The organism is Chromobacterium fluminis (assembly GCF_011602385.1).
GTDB lineage: Bacteria > Pseudomonadota > Gammaproteobacteria > Burkholderiales > Chromobacteriaceae > Chromobacterium > Chromobacterium fluminis.
This window is the reverse complement of the sequence record NZ_JAAOMA010000002.1, coordinates 190,779-207,165: the sequence shown is the minus strand read 5'-3', so window position 1 is coordinate 207,165 and position 16,387 is coordinate 190,779. Positions and strand designations below refer to the sequence as shown.

Genomic DNA, 16,387 nt, shown 5'->3' with positions numbered 1-16,387 from the left:
ACTGTCCTTTGTATGCGGAATCCTTGGCGAAGATTCTAGCACGAGCCGCCAGGCTACCAGCCGGCCGCCGTCGCCATGCGGCGGCGAAACCAGCCGGTGATGGACAAACGCTGCCGGCCGGCCGGCAACACCTCGTGCCAGAAACGATCGGACAGAAACAGCGCCAGGGTGCCGGCTTCCGGCCGGACATCGACATGGCGCTCGCCCTCCTCGTCCAGATACAGGCGCATCTCGCCGCCGGCGTCGGCCGGCCAGTCGTCGTTCAGGTAAAGCACCGCGGTCAGCGCGCGCGCGTCGTCGTTGCGAAAACGGTCCAGGTGTTTTTTATAGAAAGCGCCCTGCGGATACACGGCGAAGTGGGATTCCAAGTCTTCCAGGCCCATGTAAAACGCCTGGTTGACCGCCTGGCGGACAGCGTCCAGCTTGGAGAAATACAAGGATGCGGCGGAGTCCGCTTGCTCCGGCTCCAGCCACAGCACCGAATCGGAACGGATTTCACTGCGGCGGTTCTGCTCTGCGGCGCGCCCAACGGCGGCCTCGTGGAACTTGCCCTGCTGCCAGTTGACTAGGCACTCCTCGCGCAGCAGGCGGATTTCTTCAGCGGTGAACAGGCTGCGGTCCACGACCCAGCCCTGTTCGGCAAGGTTGTCGATAACGGGCCCTAGCAAATAGGGCGAAACTTCAAAGTCTTGTGTCATGGTTCATTCTCCCAGGCGCGATTTCTACCACAGCCGCGCGCCAAGGAAAATGTCATTTATCAGTAATTTTCGCTGACCTGATCATACTCACCATGCAGCCATGCCAATACTAGCGGGAAATGGTCCCGAATGGCATCCGGGTGGGTCAATAATGACACATGATTGTAGTCGTGCAGATGGCCGGCGCGTCGCGACAGCAGACGCAGCCGCGACAAATGCGGGCCGGATTCGTCGCGGAAACGGCGCACGTCCTCCGGGTGACCGCGACAGGGATCGTTGCCGGCGGCGAAGTACAAGGCCGGCGGCAAACGGACGCCCTGGGCGGCGGCGCCGTAATCGAAGCCGTCGTCGCTGTCCACCCAGGGCTTGGGCTGCGCCCACAGCTTGCTTTGCAGATGGCTCTTGTCGCTCTCGTCATCCGCCCCCAGCCGGATGCGTCTCGCAGGCAGATAGCCAAACAGGCGTATCAACACCCTCGAGGCGATATTCCACATGAAATCCACTTCCACCAGCTTGTTCAGATTGCGCACCCGCACGCTGCGCTTGCTGCCGAAGTAGACCAGGCTGGCCACTTGCTCCGCCAGCTCGGGAAAGCGGATCAGGCAGCTGGACATATGCACGCCGCCCCAGGAATGGGCCATCCAGTGCAACGGCGCGCCGTCCTTGAGTTCGCGGATGTGGCGGTGCAGCGCCGGTAGATCCTCGCAGATGGTCTCGGTCTGCCCGTGGCGCGAGGCGCGGCTGATCTTGGGCAAGCTGCGGCCGCGGCCGCGCAGGTCGGCCACGAACACATCGCAGCCGGCCTCGGCCAGGTAATGAGCCAATCCTCTACCGGAGTCGCTGTAAAAGGTGCGGCCGTTGGCCATCACCCCGTGCAGCAGCAACACCGGCGGGCCGTCCTCGTGGCAATAAATGCGTTTCAGATACAACTGCTCGCCGCCCACCGCGACAAAGTGGTCTTGCTGGCGCTTTTCCATGCCTTCTCCTCGTATCGGCGTCTGCTTCGTCGTCTGCGCGACATTTCAAACAAGCGATTGATCATGACAAAAAAGTCGTCAAAGAGAAAGCCCGCCCCGCTTCATACCTTCAGGGCGGCCCCCTGCCACGAGCCGTCGCCCCGGGCCTGCCTCAAAGCCTCGCCGCGCAGCGCCAGCCACCAGGCCAGCGCGCACAAGCTCGCCATCGCAGCGAACAACACTCCGCCAGACGCGCGGGCCAACATCCAGCCCGCCAGCATCGGCCCCAGCGCTCCGCCCAGGCTGGCCAGGTTCTGCGCGCCGTAGTAAACACCCTTGCAGTCCTCCGGCGCGATCGCGTCTATGTACAGGTATTCGGCCGGCACCAGCACGATCTCGCCCACGGTGAACACCAGCATCGCCGCGCACATGCCCAGCAACCCGCCGGGGACCCAGCCCAAGCCCAAGGTGCCCAGCCCCAGCAGGAGGAAGCCGGTGCCGATGGCTTTCATCAAGCCGGCGCCGCCGATCCGCCTGCCCAGCGGATATTGCAGCAAAACCACGCCAATCGCGTTGCAACTGATCAGCGCCGACATCCAGCGCAGCACCTCGGCCTCCGGCAAGCTCTGCATCAGATACAGGGGCAGATAGCTGGAAAAGCGCGCGTAGACCAGGTTGGCCAAGGCGCAACTCAGGGTGAACAAGACCAGCACCCGGTCTTGCCGCAAACGGCCCAGCGTCTCCAGAAAACCCGGCGCCGGCGCGCCGGCCTCCCGACGAGGCGCGCAGGAGCCGCGCGGGGTCGCCAGGCCGCCGGCCGCGGCCAGCCCGATCGCGCACCAGAACGGCCAGTTCCCGTCCCAAGCCAGCAGCAGGCTGCACAGCAGCGGCCCCAGCGCCCAGCCGACGTTGGCCAAGGTGTAGCGCAGGGAGAAAGCCTTTCCGCGCCGCTCCGGCGGCAACAAATCGCTGATCAAGGCCTTGATCGCGATGCTGTGCACCGCCTGGCCGATCTCGCTGAGCGCCAGCGCCAACGCGCTCCACCACAGCTGCTGGCTTAGCGGCAGCACTAGATAATTCAACGCGATCAACGCCACGGAGCCCAACAGCACCGGCCGCCGCGGCCAATGATCCAGCAAATGGCCGCCGTACAAGCCCATCAAGGCGGACAGCAGCAAAACCCCGCCCAGCAACAAACCGGTCTGCTCGCCGTTCAAGCTCAACTGACGCCCCAGGGTCAGCACCAGCAAGGGCGCGATCACCGCCCGGCTCATCGTCAACAACCAGGAGCTGGCCAGCAACCAACGCACTTGGATTTCTTTTTCGTCAATCATGCCAAGGCCTATGCAAACAGGAAGTGCCCCCAGTATCCTGCTAAAAGCGGAATGCAAAAATGGATGTGAACAAAACAAATAGCTTCCGCTTTTATCGGAGCCCTCAGCCGGAAACAAGCATGAAGCTGGAACGACAATATCAGGCGCTGCACCAGGCCTACGCCGACCGGCAGCCCTCTCAGCCGGGGCTGGCCGAACTGTGCGCGCTGTGGAACTGCAGCGAGCGCAACGCCCGCTTGCAATTGGCCAAGATGCGCGCGCGCGGCTGGCTGTCCTGGGAGCCGGGCCGCGGACGCGGCCGCAAATCGCGGCTAAGCCTGCTCTGCTCGCCAGAGCAACTGGAATGGCAGCGTCTGCAGCACTTGCTGCGCGACGGGAAACTGGAACAGGCCTTCGCCCAATTGCCACCGCAACGGCGCGAACAATTGCTGAGCGCGCTGCCGCAATACCTGGGCAGCGCCGCGCAAGGCCGCTGCCTGCGCATCCCGATACCGCATGCGCCGTTGAGCCTGGACCCGGTCACCGTCAGCGGCCGGCTTGAGTCCCACCTGGTCCGGCAGATATTCGACCGGCTATGCCGCTTCGACCGCGCGCTGCAAAGCCTGCAGAGCGGCCTGGCACACCACTGGGAAAGCGACGCCGAGGCACGGCGCTGGCGCTTCTGGCTGCGCCCCGGCCTGCAATTCCACGACGGCTCGCCCTTGCAAGCCGACGCCGCGGCCGCCAGCCTGTTGCGCCTGCACAAACCCGACAACCCCTATCAGCGACAATACCTCCATCTGAGCGCGGTCGAGGTCCACGACGCGCTGTCCTTCAGCTGCCGCTTGGACGACGGCGATTTTCTCTGGCCGCAGCGGCTGGCCACCGCCAACAGCTCCATCGTCCCCTTGCGGCGCAATGCCGACTTCGACCGCCTGCCGGTGGGCAGCGGACCGTTCCGGGCGCTGCGTCACAGCGAGCAGCGGCTGAGCCTGGCCGCCTTCGCCAACCATTACCGCGAACGAGCACTGCTGGACGAGATCGAACTGTGGTTCATTCCCTCCGGCAACGACGGCCAAGACTTCCACCTGCGTCTGGATTACGCCAACGACGACGCCAACGGCACGCTGCAATCCGCCTGCACTTATTTGCTGCTGAATCCGGCACTGCCGGACAGCGAGCGCGCGCCGCTGATGCGCTGGTTGGCCGAACCCGCGCTGGTCCAGGCCAACGACACCCTGCAAACGCCGGCGCTCGGCTTGCTGCCAGGCTGGCGTCACCCCTTGCCGCAAGCCGAGCGCCGGCCTCGGCTCGACCGTACCCGCCTGCGCCTGTTCCATTACGACCTCCCCTGCTTCCCGCCGCTGGCCGCCGCCGTCCGTCAACGCCTGGCCGGGCTGGCCATTGAGCTGGAGATCCACGCCCTCAGCCGGCGCGATTTTTTTCACGATCAAGACTGGTGGCGGCAGGCCGATCTCATGCTGTGCAGCGAAGTGCTGCACGACGATCGCGACTATAGCTGCCACGAGTGGCTGGGCACCCGGCAACCGTTGCAGCGCGGCCTGGGCGCGGAGGCGCAAGCGCGGCTGAACGCGCAGTTGCGGGACATCCAACGCCAAGCGGACACCCGGCGGCGCATGGCCGGATACGCCGCCATCGGCGACTGGCTGTGCGCCGAGGGCTGGGTGCTCCCGCTGTCTCATGAGCGCCAGGGACATCAGGCCAGCCCGCAACTGGCCGGCCTGCAAATGAGCGAAAACGGCTGGACCGATTTCGCTGGCCTGTGGCTGCGGCCTGTCCAATCGGACTGGCCGGCATGAATCCCGATGAATTTTCCCTTCTTGGGGACTTGAGAATCCGAGCGGCGTCCCTATATCGACAACAGGGCCCGCTTTACACCTAAATCATTGATCTAAAAGGAGAGTAAGATGAATATCCTGCCTTCCCGCGGCAATGTCAGCCTGTTTGACGAACTGTTCCGCGACTTCACCCCAGGCTTCTTCATCAAACCGCTGCACGGCGATCCGCTACCTAGCCAGATCAAGATCGACGTGAAGGAGTCCGAAACCCAGTTCACCGTTCACGCGGAGATTCCCGGCGTCAGCAAAGAGGACATCCATGTGGAAGTGGACGGCCCACTGGTCACCATCAAAGCGGAAGTACGCCAGGCGGACAGCGAGCGCAAGGACGAACGCCAACTGCGCACCGAGCGTTTTTACGGCGCGGTGTCGCGCAGCTTCCAGCTGCCTGCGGAGATCGAACGCAACGCGGCCAGCGCCAAGTACGAAAACGGCGTGCTCAGCCTGACGCTGCCGAAGAAGCAAGGCGGACAGGGCGGACAGCGGCTGCGCATAGAATAAGCCTCGCGGTGAATCCGCCTCGCCGGCCATGAAAAAAGCCCCGGTTTCAAACCGGGGCTTTGTGTTGAACGGCGCGAGACGGCTCAGGCCTCCAAAATCTTGGACACGATCTCGTACACGTCCTTGGACAGCGGCTGCCCGGCCAGACGCTGCAATTGCTCGCGCATCAGCGCCTGACGCGCAGGCTCCAGCTTTTTCAGCCGGCGGAAGGCGTTGACGATGCGGCTGGCCACTTGCGGATTGATCGCGTCCAGCGCCAGCACTTGATCGGCCAGGAAGCGGTAGCCGCTGCCGTCGGCGGCGTGGAACAAGGCCATATTGGCGCCAAAGGTGCCGATCAGCGCGCGCGCCTTATTGGGGTTCTTCAAGGTGAAGGCAGGATGCTGCATCGCCGCCTGCACATGCTCCAGCGTGCCCGGCAGCTGGCTGCCGGCCACCAGCATGAAGAACTTGTCCATCACCAGCGCGTCGCCCTGCCAACGGGAGGCGAAAGCGGTGAAGCAATCGTCGCGTTCGGCGCCGTCGCGATCGCGCAAGGCCAGCATCGCGCCCATCTGGTCGGTCATATTGTCCGCTTCCCGACACTGCTTGGCAGCGGCTTCCGCCGGCCAGGCGTCGTCCAGGCGGTTCAACATGGCCAATGCGCGGTTTTTCAGATCGCGCTTGCCCGCGTCTTGCGGCTTGTAATCGCGGGTCTGGCTCAGCTCGTACGCCTCACGCCACTCGCCGCGCAGCGCCTGCGCCAGCTCGTCCAGTACGAAATCGCGCACCTGATGGATGCTTGCCGGATCGGCCTCCTCCACCATCTCCAGGATTTCCGCCTCGGAAGGCAGGGCCAGCATCAGAGCCTTGAACGCCGGATCGGCGACATGGTCCTTGAGCACCGCGCGGAAGGCGGCGACGAAGGTTTCGGGCAACTTCAGCTCGCCGCCGCCGGCCAGCGTCGCCAACAGCTGCTTGAACAGGCGCTCGGCCAAAGTTTGGCCGGCTTCCCAACGGCTGAAGCTATCGCTGTCGTTGGCCATCAGGAAAGCCAGTTGGTCGTCGCGCCAATCGAAATCCAGCTTCACCGGCGCGGAGAAACCGCGCAGCAGCGAAGGCACCGGCTCGGCCGGCACGCCGACGAAGGTGAAGCTCTGCTCCGCCGCCTTGACGTCCAGCACCCGGGTGCCGCCCTGCGCTTCGGCTTCGCCCTCCAGCCGCAGCGGCAGGTCGGCGCCGTCGGCGCCCACCAGACCCAGGGCCAGCGGGATGTGGAAGGGCTGCTTCTGCTCCTGGCCCGGGGTGGCCGGGCAGGATTGGCGCACGTTCAGAGTGTAGCTGCGCGCCACGCTGTCGTAGCGGCCGCTGACGCTGAGCACCGGGGTGCCGGCCTGGCTGTACCACAAGCCGAACTGGCCCAGGTCCACGTCGTTGGCGTCGGCCATCGCCGCGCGGAAGTCGTCGCAAGTCACCGCCTGGCCGTCATGGCGTTTGAAATAGAGATCCATGCCCTTGCGGAAACCGGCTTCGCCCAGCAGGGTGTGATACATGCGCACCACTTCCGCGCCTTTTTCATACACCGTCATGGTGTAGAAATTGTTCATCTCGATATAGCTGTCCGGGCGGATGGGGTGAGAAGTGGGGCCCGCGTCCTCCGGAAACTGGTGAGCGCGCAGGCCCTTGACGTCCTCGATTCGCTTGACCGCGCGGCTGCTCATGTCGGCGCCGAACTCCTGGTCGCGGAACACGGTCAGCCCTTCTTTCAGCGACAGCTGGAACCAGTCTCGGCAGGTAACGCGGTTGCCGGTCCAGTTGTGGAAGTATTCATGGCCGATCACCCGCTCCACACCCTGGAAGTCGGCGTCGGTGGCGGTGTCCTTGCGCGCCAGCACGTACTTGGTGTTAAAGACGTTAAGGCCCTTGTTCTCCATCGCGCCCATATTGAAGTCGCCGACGGCGACGATCATATAGATGTCCAGGTCGTATTCCAGGCCGAAACGTTGCTCATCCCACTTCATCGAGTGCTTCAAAGACTCCATCGCGTGCTGGGTCTTGTCCTGATCGGCAGGCTCGGTCCAAATCTCCAGCGCCACTTCGCGGCCGCGCATGGTGACGAACCTGTCCTTCAGCGCCGTCAGTTTGCCGGCCACCAAGGCGAACAGATAAGACGGCTTCTTGTACGGATCCACCCATTTCACCCAGTGGCGCTTCTTGTCCACCATGCCCTCGCCCACCTTGTTGCCGTTGGAGAGCAGCACCGGGAATTTGTGCTTGTCCGCCATGATGGTGGTGGTGAACTTGGCCATCACGTCGGGACGGTCCAGGTAATAGGTGATTTTGCGGAAGCCTTCCGGCTCGCACTGAGTGAACAGATTGCCGTTGGACGCGTACAAGCCCATCAGGCTGGTATTGGCCGCCGGATCGATCTCGGTTTCCACTTCCAGGATGAAGCTGTCCGGCACGCCGCGCACGGTCAGTTGATCGTCGGCCAGCGCGTAGCCGCCTTCGCCCAGGCGTTCGCCGTCCAGCGTCACCGCCACCAGCGCGGCGCTGCCGTCCAGCACCAGATCGTCCCGGTGCGCGGCCTTGTCGTTGCGGGTCACCACCAAGCGCGCGTGCACGCGGGTGGCGTCGTCTTCGATGTCGAAGCTCAGATCGACCCGGTCAATCAGAAAAGCGGGGGCTGCGTAGTCGTTGCGGTACTTGACTTGCGGCTGTTGAGCCATGTCTACGTCTCCTTCGATGCCGGCTGCGCCGGTCTTGGCTGGAGGGGAACGGCGCCGGGGCGCGGCGCCGGCCCGATGAATGTTAGCGGCGCAGCCACCGGGCGCCGTCGTCCTGCAACAGCAGGCGGCAGGCGTCGGCAGGCGCGGCTTGCAGCTCTACTTCCGCGCTGATCAGCTCATCGCGGCGGAAGCAGTGCAGTTTCAGCTTAGCGCCCGGCTGGTAACGCGCCAGCGCCTTGTCCAAATCCACCGCCTTGAGCTTGTCTATGGCCACGATCACATCGCCGCCGGACAGCCCGGCGCGCTGCGCCGCGCCGCCGTCGTAGACGTTGATCACGCGCACGCCCTGGGCCTCGGCCACCGCCTTGACGCCCAGGCTGGCCGGAGCCGGCTTGCCGCTCAGCGCCAGGCCGCCGCGATCGCCGGCGTTGGCCGCCGGCTCAAAGCGCAGTTCCACGCCCTGGGCAGCCAGCAGCTCGGCCAGCGGCAAGGGCTCGACGCCGCGCAACGCTCGGTCGAAGAAGGCTTTGAGGTCCAGGCCGGTGGCGGCCTGCGCCAGGCTTTCCCACTCGTCCTCGGCCAGGCCTTTGCCGTCGTCCAGCCATTTGCGCCACAGCGCGCGCATCACGTCGTCCAGCGACTGACGGCCCTGGCTGTCGCGGCGTATGGTCAAGTCCAGCGCCAACGCGGCCAACGCGCCCTTGGTGTAATAGCTGACGATGCTGTTGGGGCTGTTTTCGTCTTGCCGGTAGTACTTGGTCCAGGCTTCGAAGCTGGATTGCTCCAGCGTCTGCTTCAAGCGGCCGGCGCCGCGCTCCACGCCGCTGATGGTTTCCGCCAGCAGGCCCAGATAGCGCTTCTCGTCTATCAGGCCGCAGCGCACCAGGCTCAGGTCGTCGTAATAGGAGGTGATGCCCTCAAAGGCCCACAGCAAACGGGTGTAGCCTTCCTGATTCAGGTCGTAGGGCGTGAACGCCGCCGGCTTCATCCGCTTGACGTTCCAGCTGTGGAAATATTCGTGGCTGATCAGGCCCAACAGTTTCAGATAGCCGTCGCTAATCTCCTCGACGCCCTGTTGCGGCAAGTCGTCGCGGTTGGCCACCAGCGCGGTGGAGGCGCGATGCTCCAGGCCGCCGTAGACGTCTTTGCCGACGAAAAGCATGAACACGTAGCGTTCGAACGGGGCCGGCTCGCCAAACAACTTGATCTGGTATTCGCAAATTTTCTTGGCGTCGCGCGCCAAGCGCTTGAGGTCGGCGCGGAAACGACCGGAGACGACGAATTCGTGCGGTACGCCGCAGGCTTTGAAGCTGACGCGTTCGAAAGCGCCCAGTTCCACCGGATGGTCGATCAACTCGTCGTAGGAAGCCGCCTGATAGCCGCCGAAGCCGGTTTTCTTGTCCGCGCCGCGCGCCGGCAAGCTGGTCGCCACTTTCCAGTCGGCGTAGGCCTTGCCTTCCGGCGGCAGGATGTCCACCGAGCAGGCCTCGTTTTCATAGCCGTCAGCCGCCAGGAAAACGCTGGTGCCGTTATAGAAGCCTCGCTGCGCGTCCAGATACGCTCCGCGCACGGAGAGATCAAACGCATAAACTTTATAGCGCAGAACCAGCGAGCCCTTGACCGGCGCGGCTTGCCAGCTGTTTTTTGTCAACTGGACCAGCTGCACCGCTTTTCCCGCGGATTCCGCGCGAATTTCCACAATATGCTTGGAGAACTCCCGGATCATGTAACTACCCGGAATCCAAGCCGGCAACGAGAAAATCTGGCCGTTCTTAGCGGGTTTGGGAACGGTCAGGACGACCTCGAAAAGATGCGCCTCCGGGGCGCATGGACATAGGGTGTAGCGGACGGAAACGGTCATGATCTGCCTGCAATCGTTGCAAAACCTTCTGATTTTAGCACTTGCCGCGGGTAAACGCTGCGTTTTATGACATCTTGATCCAGGTCAAGAAGGCTGGGCCGCCAGACAATACAATCTCGCCAGTGGCAACAGTATTTGCAAGAACTGTCACGCTCGCTTGAGACATAAATAAAGACAAATGGGAAAGCGACATCCCCCGGCCGTCCAAACTGGCCCGATATGGGTAATTGATTTAGAATGCCGGGTTAACTAAATGGGGAAATTGCGCTGTCGCAATACGGGATGAACTGCTAATACAGACATCAGTACCGCTGCGACCCGGGTCAAGCGCTTGATTTTAATAAAAGTCGATTTCCCTGCGGCTTCGTCTGGATACAGTCACATCGGTACAGATTGGGACAGTCGCCCGGACTTCAAGCCGTCGATTAGATATGTCACGTTCTGAGTTAGCAACCTTGGAGAAAAACCTAAATGGAAACGCAATCCACTTATAACTATAAGGTGGTGCGCCAATTTGCCATCATGACCGTCGTGTGGGGCATTGTCGGCATGTTGGTGGGCGTCATCATTGCGGCCCAACTGGTCTGGCCCGATTTGAACTTCGGCCCCTGGTTCCACTTCGGCCGCCTGCGCCCGCTGCACACCAATGCGGTCATCTTCGCCTTCGGCGGCTGCGGTTTGTTCGCCACTTCCTACTACGTAGTGCAGCGTACCTGTAACGTCCGGCTGATCTCCGACAAGCTCGCCGCCTTCACCTTCTGGGGCTGGCAGCTGGTGATCGTGCTGGCCGCCATCACCTTGCCGCTGGGCCTGACCACCAGCAAGGAATACGCGGAGCTGGAATGGCCAATCAAACTGCTGATCGCGGTGATCTGGATTGTTTACGCCATCGTTTTCTTCGGCACCATCGCCATCCGCAAGGTCAAGCACATTTACGTGGCCAACTGGTTCTACGGCGCCTTCATCCTGGCCGTGGCCCTGCTGCACATCGTCAACTCCGCCTTCGTGCCGGTGTCGCTGTGGAAATCCTACTCCGCCTACTCCGGCGCCGTGGACGCCATGGTGCAATGGTGGTACGGCCATAACGCCGTGGGCTTCTTCCTGACCGCCGCCTTCCTCGGCATGATGTACTACTTCATCCCGAAACAGGCAGGCCGTCCGGTTTACTCCTACCGCCTGTCCGTGGTGCACTTCTGGGCGCTGATCTTCACCTATATGTGGGCGGGCCCTCACCACCTGCACTACACCAGCCTGCCGGACTGGACCCAATCCGTAGGCATGGTGTTCTCCCTGGTACTGCTGGCTCCGAGCTGGGGCGGCATGATCAACGGCATCATGACCCTGTCGGGCGCCTGGCATAAGCTGCGCACCGACCCGGTGCTGAAATTCCTGGTGGTGTCGCTGTCCTTCTACGGCATGTCCACCTTCGAAGGCCCGATGATGTCGATCAAGACCGTCAACGCCTTGTCCCACTACACCGACTGGACCATCGGCCACGTGCACTCCGGCGCGCTGGGCTGGGTGGGCTTCATCACCATCGGTTCCATGTACTACCTGATTCCTCGCCTGTTCGGCCGCGAATCCATGTTCAGCCTGAAGCTGGTTGAAGCCCATTTCTGGCTCGCCACCGTCGGCGTGGTGCTGTACATCGCCGCATTGTGGATCTCCGGCGTGACCCAGGGCCTGATGTGGCGCGCGCTGAACCCGGACGGCACCCTGACCTACGCCTTCGTAGAAGCGGTCAAGGCCACCTATCCGTACCACTTCGTGCGTCTGCTCGGCGGCTTCCTGTACCTGCTCGGCATGTTCCTGATGGCCTACAACACCTTCCGCACCGTAACCGCGGGCCGGGCCGTAGACGCCAAGATCCCGGCCATCACCGCCCACGCTCATTGAGGCGCAAGGAAACATCATGGATAAGATACAAAAACTGATCGAAGAACACGTCGGCTATCTGATCGTGTTCACCCTGCTGGTCGTCAGCGTGGCCGGCCTGGTGGAAATCCTGCCGCTGGCCTTCCAGAAATCGACCACCCAGCCGGTGGCCGGCGTCAAGCCCTACACCGCCGTGCAGCTGGCCGGCCGCGACATCTACATCCGCGAAGGCTGCCACACCTGCCACACGCAGATGATCCGTCCGTTCCGCGCGGAAACCGAACGCTACGGCCATTACTCCGTGGCCGGCGAATCGGTGTACGACCACCCCTTCCTGTGGGGCTCCAAGCGCACGGGTCCGGACCTGGCCCGCGTGGGCGCCCGCTACTCCGACGAATGGCATCGCGTGCACCTGATCAACCCGCGCGACGTGGTTCCCGAGTCCAATATGCCGGCCTTCCCATGGCTGGCCAAGAATCTGGCCGACGCCGACATCGTGCCGACCAAGATGAAGGCGCTGCGCCTGGTGGGCGTCCCCTATACCGACAAAGACATCGCCGAGGCCAAGGCCCAGGTGGAAGGCAAGTCGGAAATGGACGTGCTGGTCGCTTACCTGCAAGGCTTGGGCCTTGCCTTGAAGAACGTTCGTTAAGCCATGGACTGGGTAACCATCGGACGCTCGCTGTTCACGGTAGTGTGCTTTGCATTCTTCATCGTGGTGCTGGGCATCGCCTACAGCAAGCGCTCCAAGAACCGGTATGAGGACGCGGCCAACCTGCCCTTCCTCGACGACGACAAGGTGCAGGAAGCGGAACAAGACCAAGCTTCCAACGGAGCAAAAAAATGAGTGATTTCGTGAGCGAATTCTGGAACATCTGGATCACCGCGATCGTGCTGGGCGGCCTCGTCTGGCTGACCTATCTGGTGTTTTCACAATCCAAGATCAAGGTGCAAAAGGGCGAACAGGTTGAGATCACCGGCCACGTATGGGACGGCGACCTTTCCGAGTACAACCACCCGCTGCCGCGCTGGTGGATGTTGATGTTCTACGTGACCCTGGCCTTCGCCGTGGTCTACCTGATCCTGTACCCTGGCCTGGGCACCTGGAAAGGCGTGTTCGGCTGGACTTCGGTAGACCAGTACAAGAAGGAGCGCGCGCAGGCGGAAGCCAAGTATCAGCCGCTGTACGACCAATTCCTGAAACAGGACGTCAAGGCCGTGGCCGCCGACCCCAAAGCTCAGGAAATGGGCAAGCGTCTGTTCCAGACCTACTGCGTGCAGTGCCACGGTTCCGACGCCCGCGGCGCCAAGGGCTTCCCCAACCTGACCGACAACAAGTGGCTGTGGGGCGGCGACATCAAGACCATCCACACCACCATCTCCGAAGGCCGTCATGGCCAGATGCCGGCCTGGGGCGCGGCGTTCGGCGAGGAAAAGGTCAAGGACGTCGCCAACTACGTGCTGTCGCTGTCCAAACGCAAGCATGACGCCGAGCGCGCGGCTCGCGGCAAGGAAACCTTCGCCACCGTCTGTATCGCCTGCCATGGTCCGGACGGCAAGGGCAACCAGCAGTTGGGCGCGCCCAACCTGACCGACAACAACTGGTTGTACGGCGGCAGCGAGAAAACCATCATCGAAACCATCACCAACGGCCGCAACAACCAGATGCCGGCCTGGAAAGACTTCCTGGGTGAAGGCAAAGTACACTTGTTGACCGCTTACGTCTGGGGCTTGTCCAACAACCCCAAAGCGCCGCAATAAACCGGTACTGATCTACTGCCCGCTAATGCGGGCAGTATTCTTTCGCGAGGATGTTATATGATTTCATATAACATCTCCGCCCCGACGCAGCCGCGCATTTCGCCAAGCCCATACCCCCATGGCCTTGGCCAAATCCGCAGAGAAGGAAACGCCCATGTCCGATTCGCTCAAGGAAATTCCGATCAAGGTAGAACCGCCGCGCCAAGCCGGCTCGCAGCCCGACGCCACCGAGACCGTTTCTCTGTACGAGTCGCAAACCAAGATCTATCCGCGCGCCGTCAAAGGCCTGTTCAACAATCTGCGCGTGCTCTTCGTCGTCGGCACCCAGTTGGTCTTCCTCGGCCTGCCCTGGCTGAACTGGAATGGACGCCAGGCGCTGCATTTCGACCTGATCGAACGCAAGTTCTATCTGTTCAGCCTCACCATCTGGCCGCAGGACTTCGTTTATCTGGCCGCGCTGCTGATGTGCTGCGCCTTCGCCTTGTTCACCTGGACCACCATCGCCGGCCGGTTATGGTGCGGCTACTCCTGTCCGCAAACGGTTTACACCGAAATCATGCTGTGGATAGAACAATGGGTGGAGGGAGACCGCGGCAAGCGCATCAAGCTGGACAAGGCGCCGATGAGCGCGCGCAAGTTTCGCCTCAAATTCACCAAGCACGGCCTGATGATCCTGTTCTCGCTGTGGACGGGCTTCACGCTGGTAGGCTACTTCACGCCGATCCGCGATCTGGTCGCCGCCGCGCCCCGCTTCGACTACGGGCCGTGGGAAACCTTCTGGATGTTCTTCTACGCCGGCTTCACCTATCTGCTGGCCGGCTTCATGCGCGAACAGGTCTGCAAATACATGTGCCCGTACGCGCGCTTCCAGAGCGTGATGTTCGACGCCGACACCCTGATCATTTCCTACGACGAGAAGCGCGGCGAGCCGCGCGGCGCGCGCAAGAAAGGCAGCGACCCCAAGGAGCAAGGTCTGGGCGCCTGCATCAACTGCAGCATCTGCGTTCAAGTCTGCCCGGTGGGCATCGACATCCGCAACGGCCTGCAATACGAGTGCATCGGCTGCGCCGCCTGCATCGACGCCTGCGACGAAGTGATGGACAAAATGGCCTATCCGCGCGGCCTGATACGCTACACCACGGAAAATGCGCTGGAAGGCAAATACCCTGAGAAAGCCATCGCCTCCCGGCTCAAGCGCCCCCGCGTGATACTGTATACGCTGGTGCTCGCCGTCGTCATCGCCACCGCCATCGGCTCCATGTGGATGCGCAAGCCGTTCAAAGTGGATGTGATCCGCGACCGCGCCTCGCTGGTGCGAGAAACCGACGCCGGCTGGCTGGAAAACACCTATATCATTAAAATTATCAATACTACGGAACAGAATCAGCATTTCAGGATCACAGCATCGGGCTTGCCCGGCCTGAAAGTTCAGGCCGACCGCGGCGATATCGCCGTTGCCGCCACCGGCAACACCGACGTCACCGTCCACGTGCAGGCCGATCCGCAGTACGCGACCAAAGGCAGCCATGAAATCCGCTTCCTGATCCAGTCCATCAACCACCCTTCCCTGCAAGTGGAAGAGAAGTCCAGCTTCATCGGAGAGTAATACATGCAGCATACCGCCCCCGCTCCGCGCCCCTGGTACCGCGAGCCCTGGCCCTGGATTCTGTTCGGCCTGCCGCTGGTGTCCGTCATCGTCGGCGTGATGTTCCTCGCCACCGCGATCCGCACCGACGACGGCCTGGTCACCGACGACTACTACAAAAAGGGCAAGGCCATCAATATGGAGCTGCGCCGCGACAAGCAAGCCTTCAATATGGGCTTGAGCGCGCAGCTGATGGTGGGCACGGATCAACGCACGCTGCGGCTGATCACCACCAGCAAGGTGCCACTGCCCTCCGTCATCACCATGCGCATGGTTCATCCGGCGCAGGACGACTTCGACCAACAGGTGGAAATGCGCCAGGCCGGCCCCAATCTCTACCAGGCCGTGCTGCCGGCGGTGCCGGTCAAGGCCAATCACTGGTACATCCTGCTGGAAGACCAGGCCAAGCAATGGCGGCTGCAGGGCGAATGGAAACCGGCCGAAGGCCAGACCATCTCCCTCGGCCACCAAAACCTGGAGCCGGCGGACTGATGATGAAACGACTGACCCGCTCCCTATGCGCATTGGCTCTTGGCCTGGCTTTGAGCGCCGCCCACGCCGGCGGTTTCGTGCCGGCCTATCTGACCGGCAATATCGCGCCGCAACAGAGCGCCACGCTGTCCCAGGCCAAGGACGTGCTCGTCAAGGTGCGCCTATTGGATCAAAGCCGCCAGGATGCGCCCCCGCAACTGCTGGCCGAACAGATTCTGGAAAAACCACGCAGCATTCCGGCGGACTTCTCTCTGTGTTACGACAAGCAGGCGATCAAACCCGATGGCCGCTATGTGGTGGAAGGTCAGATCTTCGTGAACGGCGAATTACGCTACAACAGCAGCCGCCAGACCGAGGTGCTGCGAGCCGGCGCCGACGAACATCCGCAGCTGAGGCTGGACACCGTCGGCGGCAACTGAGCCGCCCTCCCCTCCAGGCCCTGCTTCCCGCAGGGCTTTTTCTTTGCCCGCCCCCCAACGCCGATTGAGTGTTGCTGTTTTGCCTCAGCATCGGCGCGTAGAGACGCAAACCGTCCCTCAAGCTCCCATCCGGCGGCAAACACGCATAAACCCTTCTCCCAACGGGATTTTCGACAATAGCCCAAATACGAAGCCGCACTGCACCCATGTCATTTTGCTTACAAATAAATATGACAAATGGAGACAGTTAGTGACGCATTTACTCTATTAATTACGATTGTATGGCAGTAAAGATTAAA

Annotated in this window: 14 protein-coding genes; 9 read left to right on the top strand and 5 right to left on the bottom strand. The window is 62.3% G+C overall.

From position 1 onward, the window contains the following. Nucleotides 1-53: 53 nt before the first annotated feature. From HA052_RS02410 to HA052_RS02400, 3 genes are all read right to left on the bottom strand, one after another. Nucleotides 54-698 carry a 2OG-Fe(II) oxygenase gene (locus HA052_RS02410; protein ID WP_166450621.1) on the bottom strand — a complete coding sequence of 215 codons (645 nt, stop codon included), beginning with the start codon at nt 696-698 and terminating at the stop codon, nt 54-56. A gap of 59 nt (nt 699-757) precedes the next feature. Then, nucleotides 758-1,675 carry an alpha/beta hydrolase family protein gene (locus tag HA052_RS02405; RefSeq protein ID WP_166450620.1) on the bottom strand — a complete coding sequence of 306 codons (918 nt, stop codon included), beginning with the start codon at nt 1,673-1,675 and terminating at the stop codon, nt 758-760. 101 nt (nt 1,676-1,776) lie between these two features. Beyond that, nucleotides 1,777-2,988 carry an MFS transporter gene (locus HA052_RS02400; protein WP_166450619.1) on the bottom strand — a complete coding sequence of 404 codons (1,212 nt, stop codon included), beginning with the start codon at nt 2,986-2,988 and terminating at the stop codon, nt 1,777-1,779. A 119-nt stretch (nt 2,989-3,107) separates the two neighbouring features. Between HA052_RS02400 and HA052_RS02395 the strand changes: the two genes are divergently transcribed. Both HA052_RS02395 and HA052_RS02390 read left to right on the top strand, forming a co-directional pair. Continuing rightward, entirely contained in the window at nt 3,108-4,787 is a 1,680-nt protein-coding gene (locus HA052_RS02395) for an SgrR family transcriptional regulator (protein WP_166450618.1), read from the top strand. Between the two features lie 108 nt (nt 4,788-4,895). After that, nucleotides 4,896-5,327, top strand: a complete 432-nt coding sequence (locus HA052_RS02390) for an Hsp20/alpha crystallin family protein (protein WP_166450617.1) — start codon at nt 4,896-4,898, stop codon at nt 5,325-5,327. Between the two features lie 83 nt (nt 5,328-5,410). Here the strand turns inward: HA052_RS02390 and pepN are convergent, their stop codons facing one another. After that, nucleotides 5,411-8,035: an aminopeptidase N gene (gene pepN / locus HA052_RS02385; RefSeq protein WP_166450616.1), complete on the bottom strand. Its 2,625-nt coding sequence runs from the start codon at nt 8,033-8,035 to the stop codon at nt 5,411-5,413. A gap of 82 nt (nt 8,036-8,117) precedes the next feature. Further along, nucleotides 8,118-9,896, bottom strand: a complete 1,779-nt coding sequence (locus tag HA052_RS02380) for a M61 family metallopeptidase (protein WP_166450615.1) — start codon at nt 9,894-9,896, stop codon at nt 8,118-8,120. A gap of 471 nt (nt 9,897-10,367) precedes the next feature. On the opposite strand from HA052_RS02380, the gene ccoN reads away from it, so the two are divergent. The 7 genes from ccoN (at nt 10,368) to HA052_RS02345 (ending at nt 16,088) form a co-directional block, all read left to right on the top strand. After that, complete coding sequence (ccoN, locus tag HA052_RS02375; RefSeq protein WP_081544340.1) at nt 10,368-11,792, top strand: cytochrome-c oxidase, cbb3-type subunit I; 1,425 nt, start codon at nt 10,368-10,370, stop codon at nt 11,790-11,792. Between the two features lie 16 nt (nt 11,793-11,808). Then, a complete protein-coding gene (gene ccoO, locus HA052_RS02370; protein WP_019102681.1) occupies nt 11,809-12,423 on the top strand; it encodes a cytochrome-c oxidase, cbb3-type subunit II in 615 nt (204 codons plus the stop codon). 3 nt (nt 12,424-12,426) lie between these two features. Continuing rightward, nucleotides 12,427-12,618 carry a cbb3-type cytochrome oxidase subunit 3 gene (locus HA052_RS02365; RefSeq protein ID WP_019102682.1) on the top strand — a complete coding sequence of 64 codons (192 nt, stop codon included), beginning with the start codon at nt 12,427-12,429 and terminating at the stop codon, nt 12,616-12,618. After that, complete coding sequence (gene ccoP / locus HA052_RS02360) at nt 12,615-13,532, top strand: cytochrome-c oxidase, cbb3-type subunit III (protein ID WP_081544339.1); 918 nt, start codon at nt 12,615-12,617, stop codon at nt 13,530-13,532. The genes HA052_RS02365 and ccoP overlap by 4 nt, the downstream gene beginning before the upstream one ends. Before the next feature lie 154 nt (nt 13,533-13,686). Then, nucleotides 13,687-15,138: a cytochrome c oxidase accessory protein CcoG gene (gene ccoG, locus HA052_RS02355; protein ID WP_166450614.1), complete on the top strand. Its 1,452-nt coding sequence runs from the start codon at nt 13,687-13,689 to the stop codon at nt 15,136-15,138. Nucleotides 15,139-15,141: 3 nt separating this feature from the next. Then, a complete protein-coding gene (locus HA052_RS02350; protein ID WP_166450613.1) occupies nt 15,142-15,669 on the top strand; it encodes a FixH family protein in 528 nt (175 codons plus the stop codon). Between the two features lie 2 nt (nt 15,670-15,671). Beyond that, entirely contained in the window at nt 15,672-16,088 is a 417-nt protein-coding gene (locus HA052_RS02345) for a YbaY family lipoprotein (protein WP_085951918.1), read from the top strand. Nucleotides 16,089-16,387: the final 299 nt, after the last annotated feature.

Excerpts from the sequence above, each read along its gene's own strand:
- ccoO (WP_019102681.1), top strand. The coding sequence starts at position 11,809 with ATGGATAAGATACAAAAACTGATCGAAGAACACGTCGGCTATCTGATC.
- ccoG (WP_166450614.1), top strand. The coding sequence starts at position 13,687 with ATGTCCGATTCGCTCAAGGAAATTCCGATCAAGGTAGAACCGCCGCGC.
- HA052_RS02345 (WP_085951918.1), top strand. The coding sequence starts at position 15,672 with ATGAAACGACTGACCCGCTCCCTATGCGCATTGGCTCTTGGCCTGGCT.
- HA052_RS02400 (WP_166450619.1), bottom strand. The coding sequence starts at position 2,988 with ATGATTGACGAAAAAGAAATCCAAGTGCGTTGGTTGCTGGCCAGCTCC.
- HA052_RS02405 (WP_166450620.1), bottom strand. The coding sequence starts at position 1,675 with ATGGAAAAGCGCCAGCAAGACCACTTTGTCGCGGTGGGCGGCGAGCAG.
- ccoP (WP_081544339.1), top strand. The coding sequence starts at position 12,615 with ATGAGTGATTTCGTGAGCGAATTCTGGAACATCTGGATCACCGCGATC.
- HA052_RS02410 (WP_166450621.1), bottom strand. The coding sequence starts at position 698 with ATGACACAAGACTTTGAAGTTTCGCCCTATTTGCTAGGGCCCGTTATC.
- HA052_RS02380 (WP_166450615.1), bottom strand. The coding sequence starts at position 9,896 with ATGACCGTTTCCGTCCGCTACACCCTATGTCCATGCGCCCCGGAGGCG.
- HA052_RS02350 (WP_166450613.1), top strand. The coding sequence starts at position 15,142 with ATGCAGCATACCGCCCCCGCTCCGCGCCCCTGGTACCGCGAGCCCTGG.
- pepN (WP_166450616.1), bottom strand. The coding sequence starts at position 8,035 with ATGGCTCAACAGCCGCAAGTCAAGTACCGCAACGACTACGCAGCCCCC.
- HA052_RS02365 (WP_019102682.1), top strand. The coding sequence starts at position 12,427 with ATGGACTGGGTAACCATCGGACGCTCGCTGTTCACGGTAGTGTGCTTT.
- HA052_RS02395 (WP_166450618.1), top strand. The coding sequence starts at position 3,108 with ATGAAGCTGGAACGACAATATCAGGCGCTGCACCAGGCCTACGCCGAC.
- HA052_RS02390 (WP_166450617.1), top strand. The coding sequence starts at position 4,896 with ATGAATATCCTGCCTTCCCGCGGCAATGTCAGCCTGTTTGACGAACTG.
- ccoN (WP_081544340.1), top strand. The coding sequence starts at position 10,368 with ATGGAAACGCAATCCACTTATAACTATAAGGTGGTGCGCCAATTTGCC.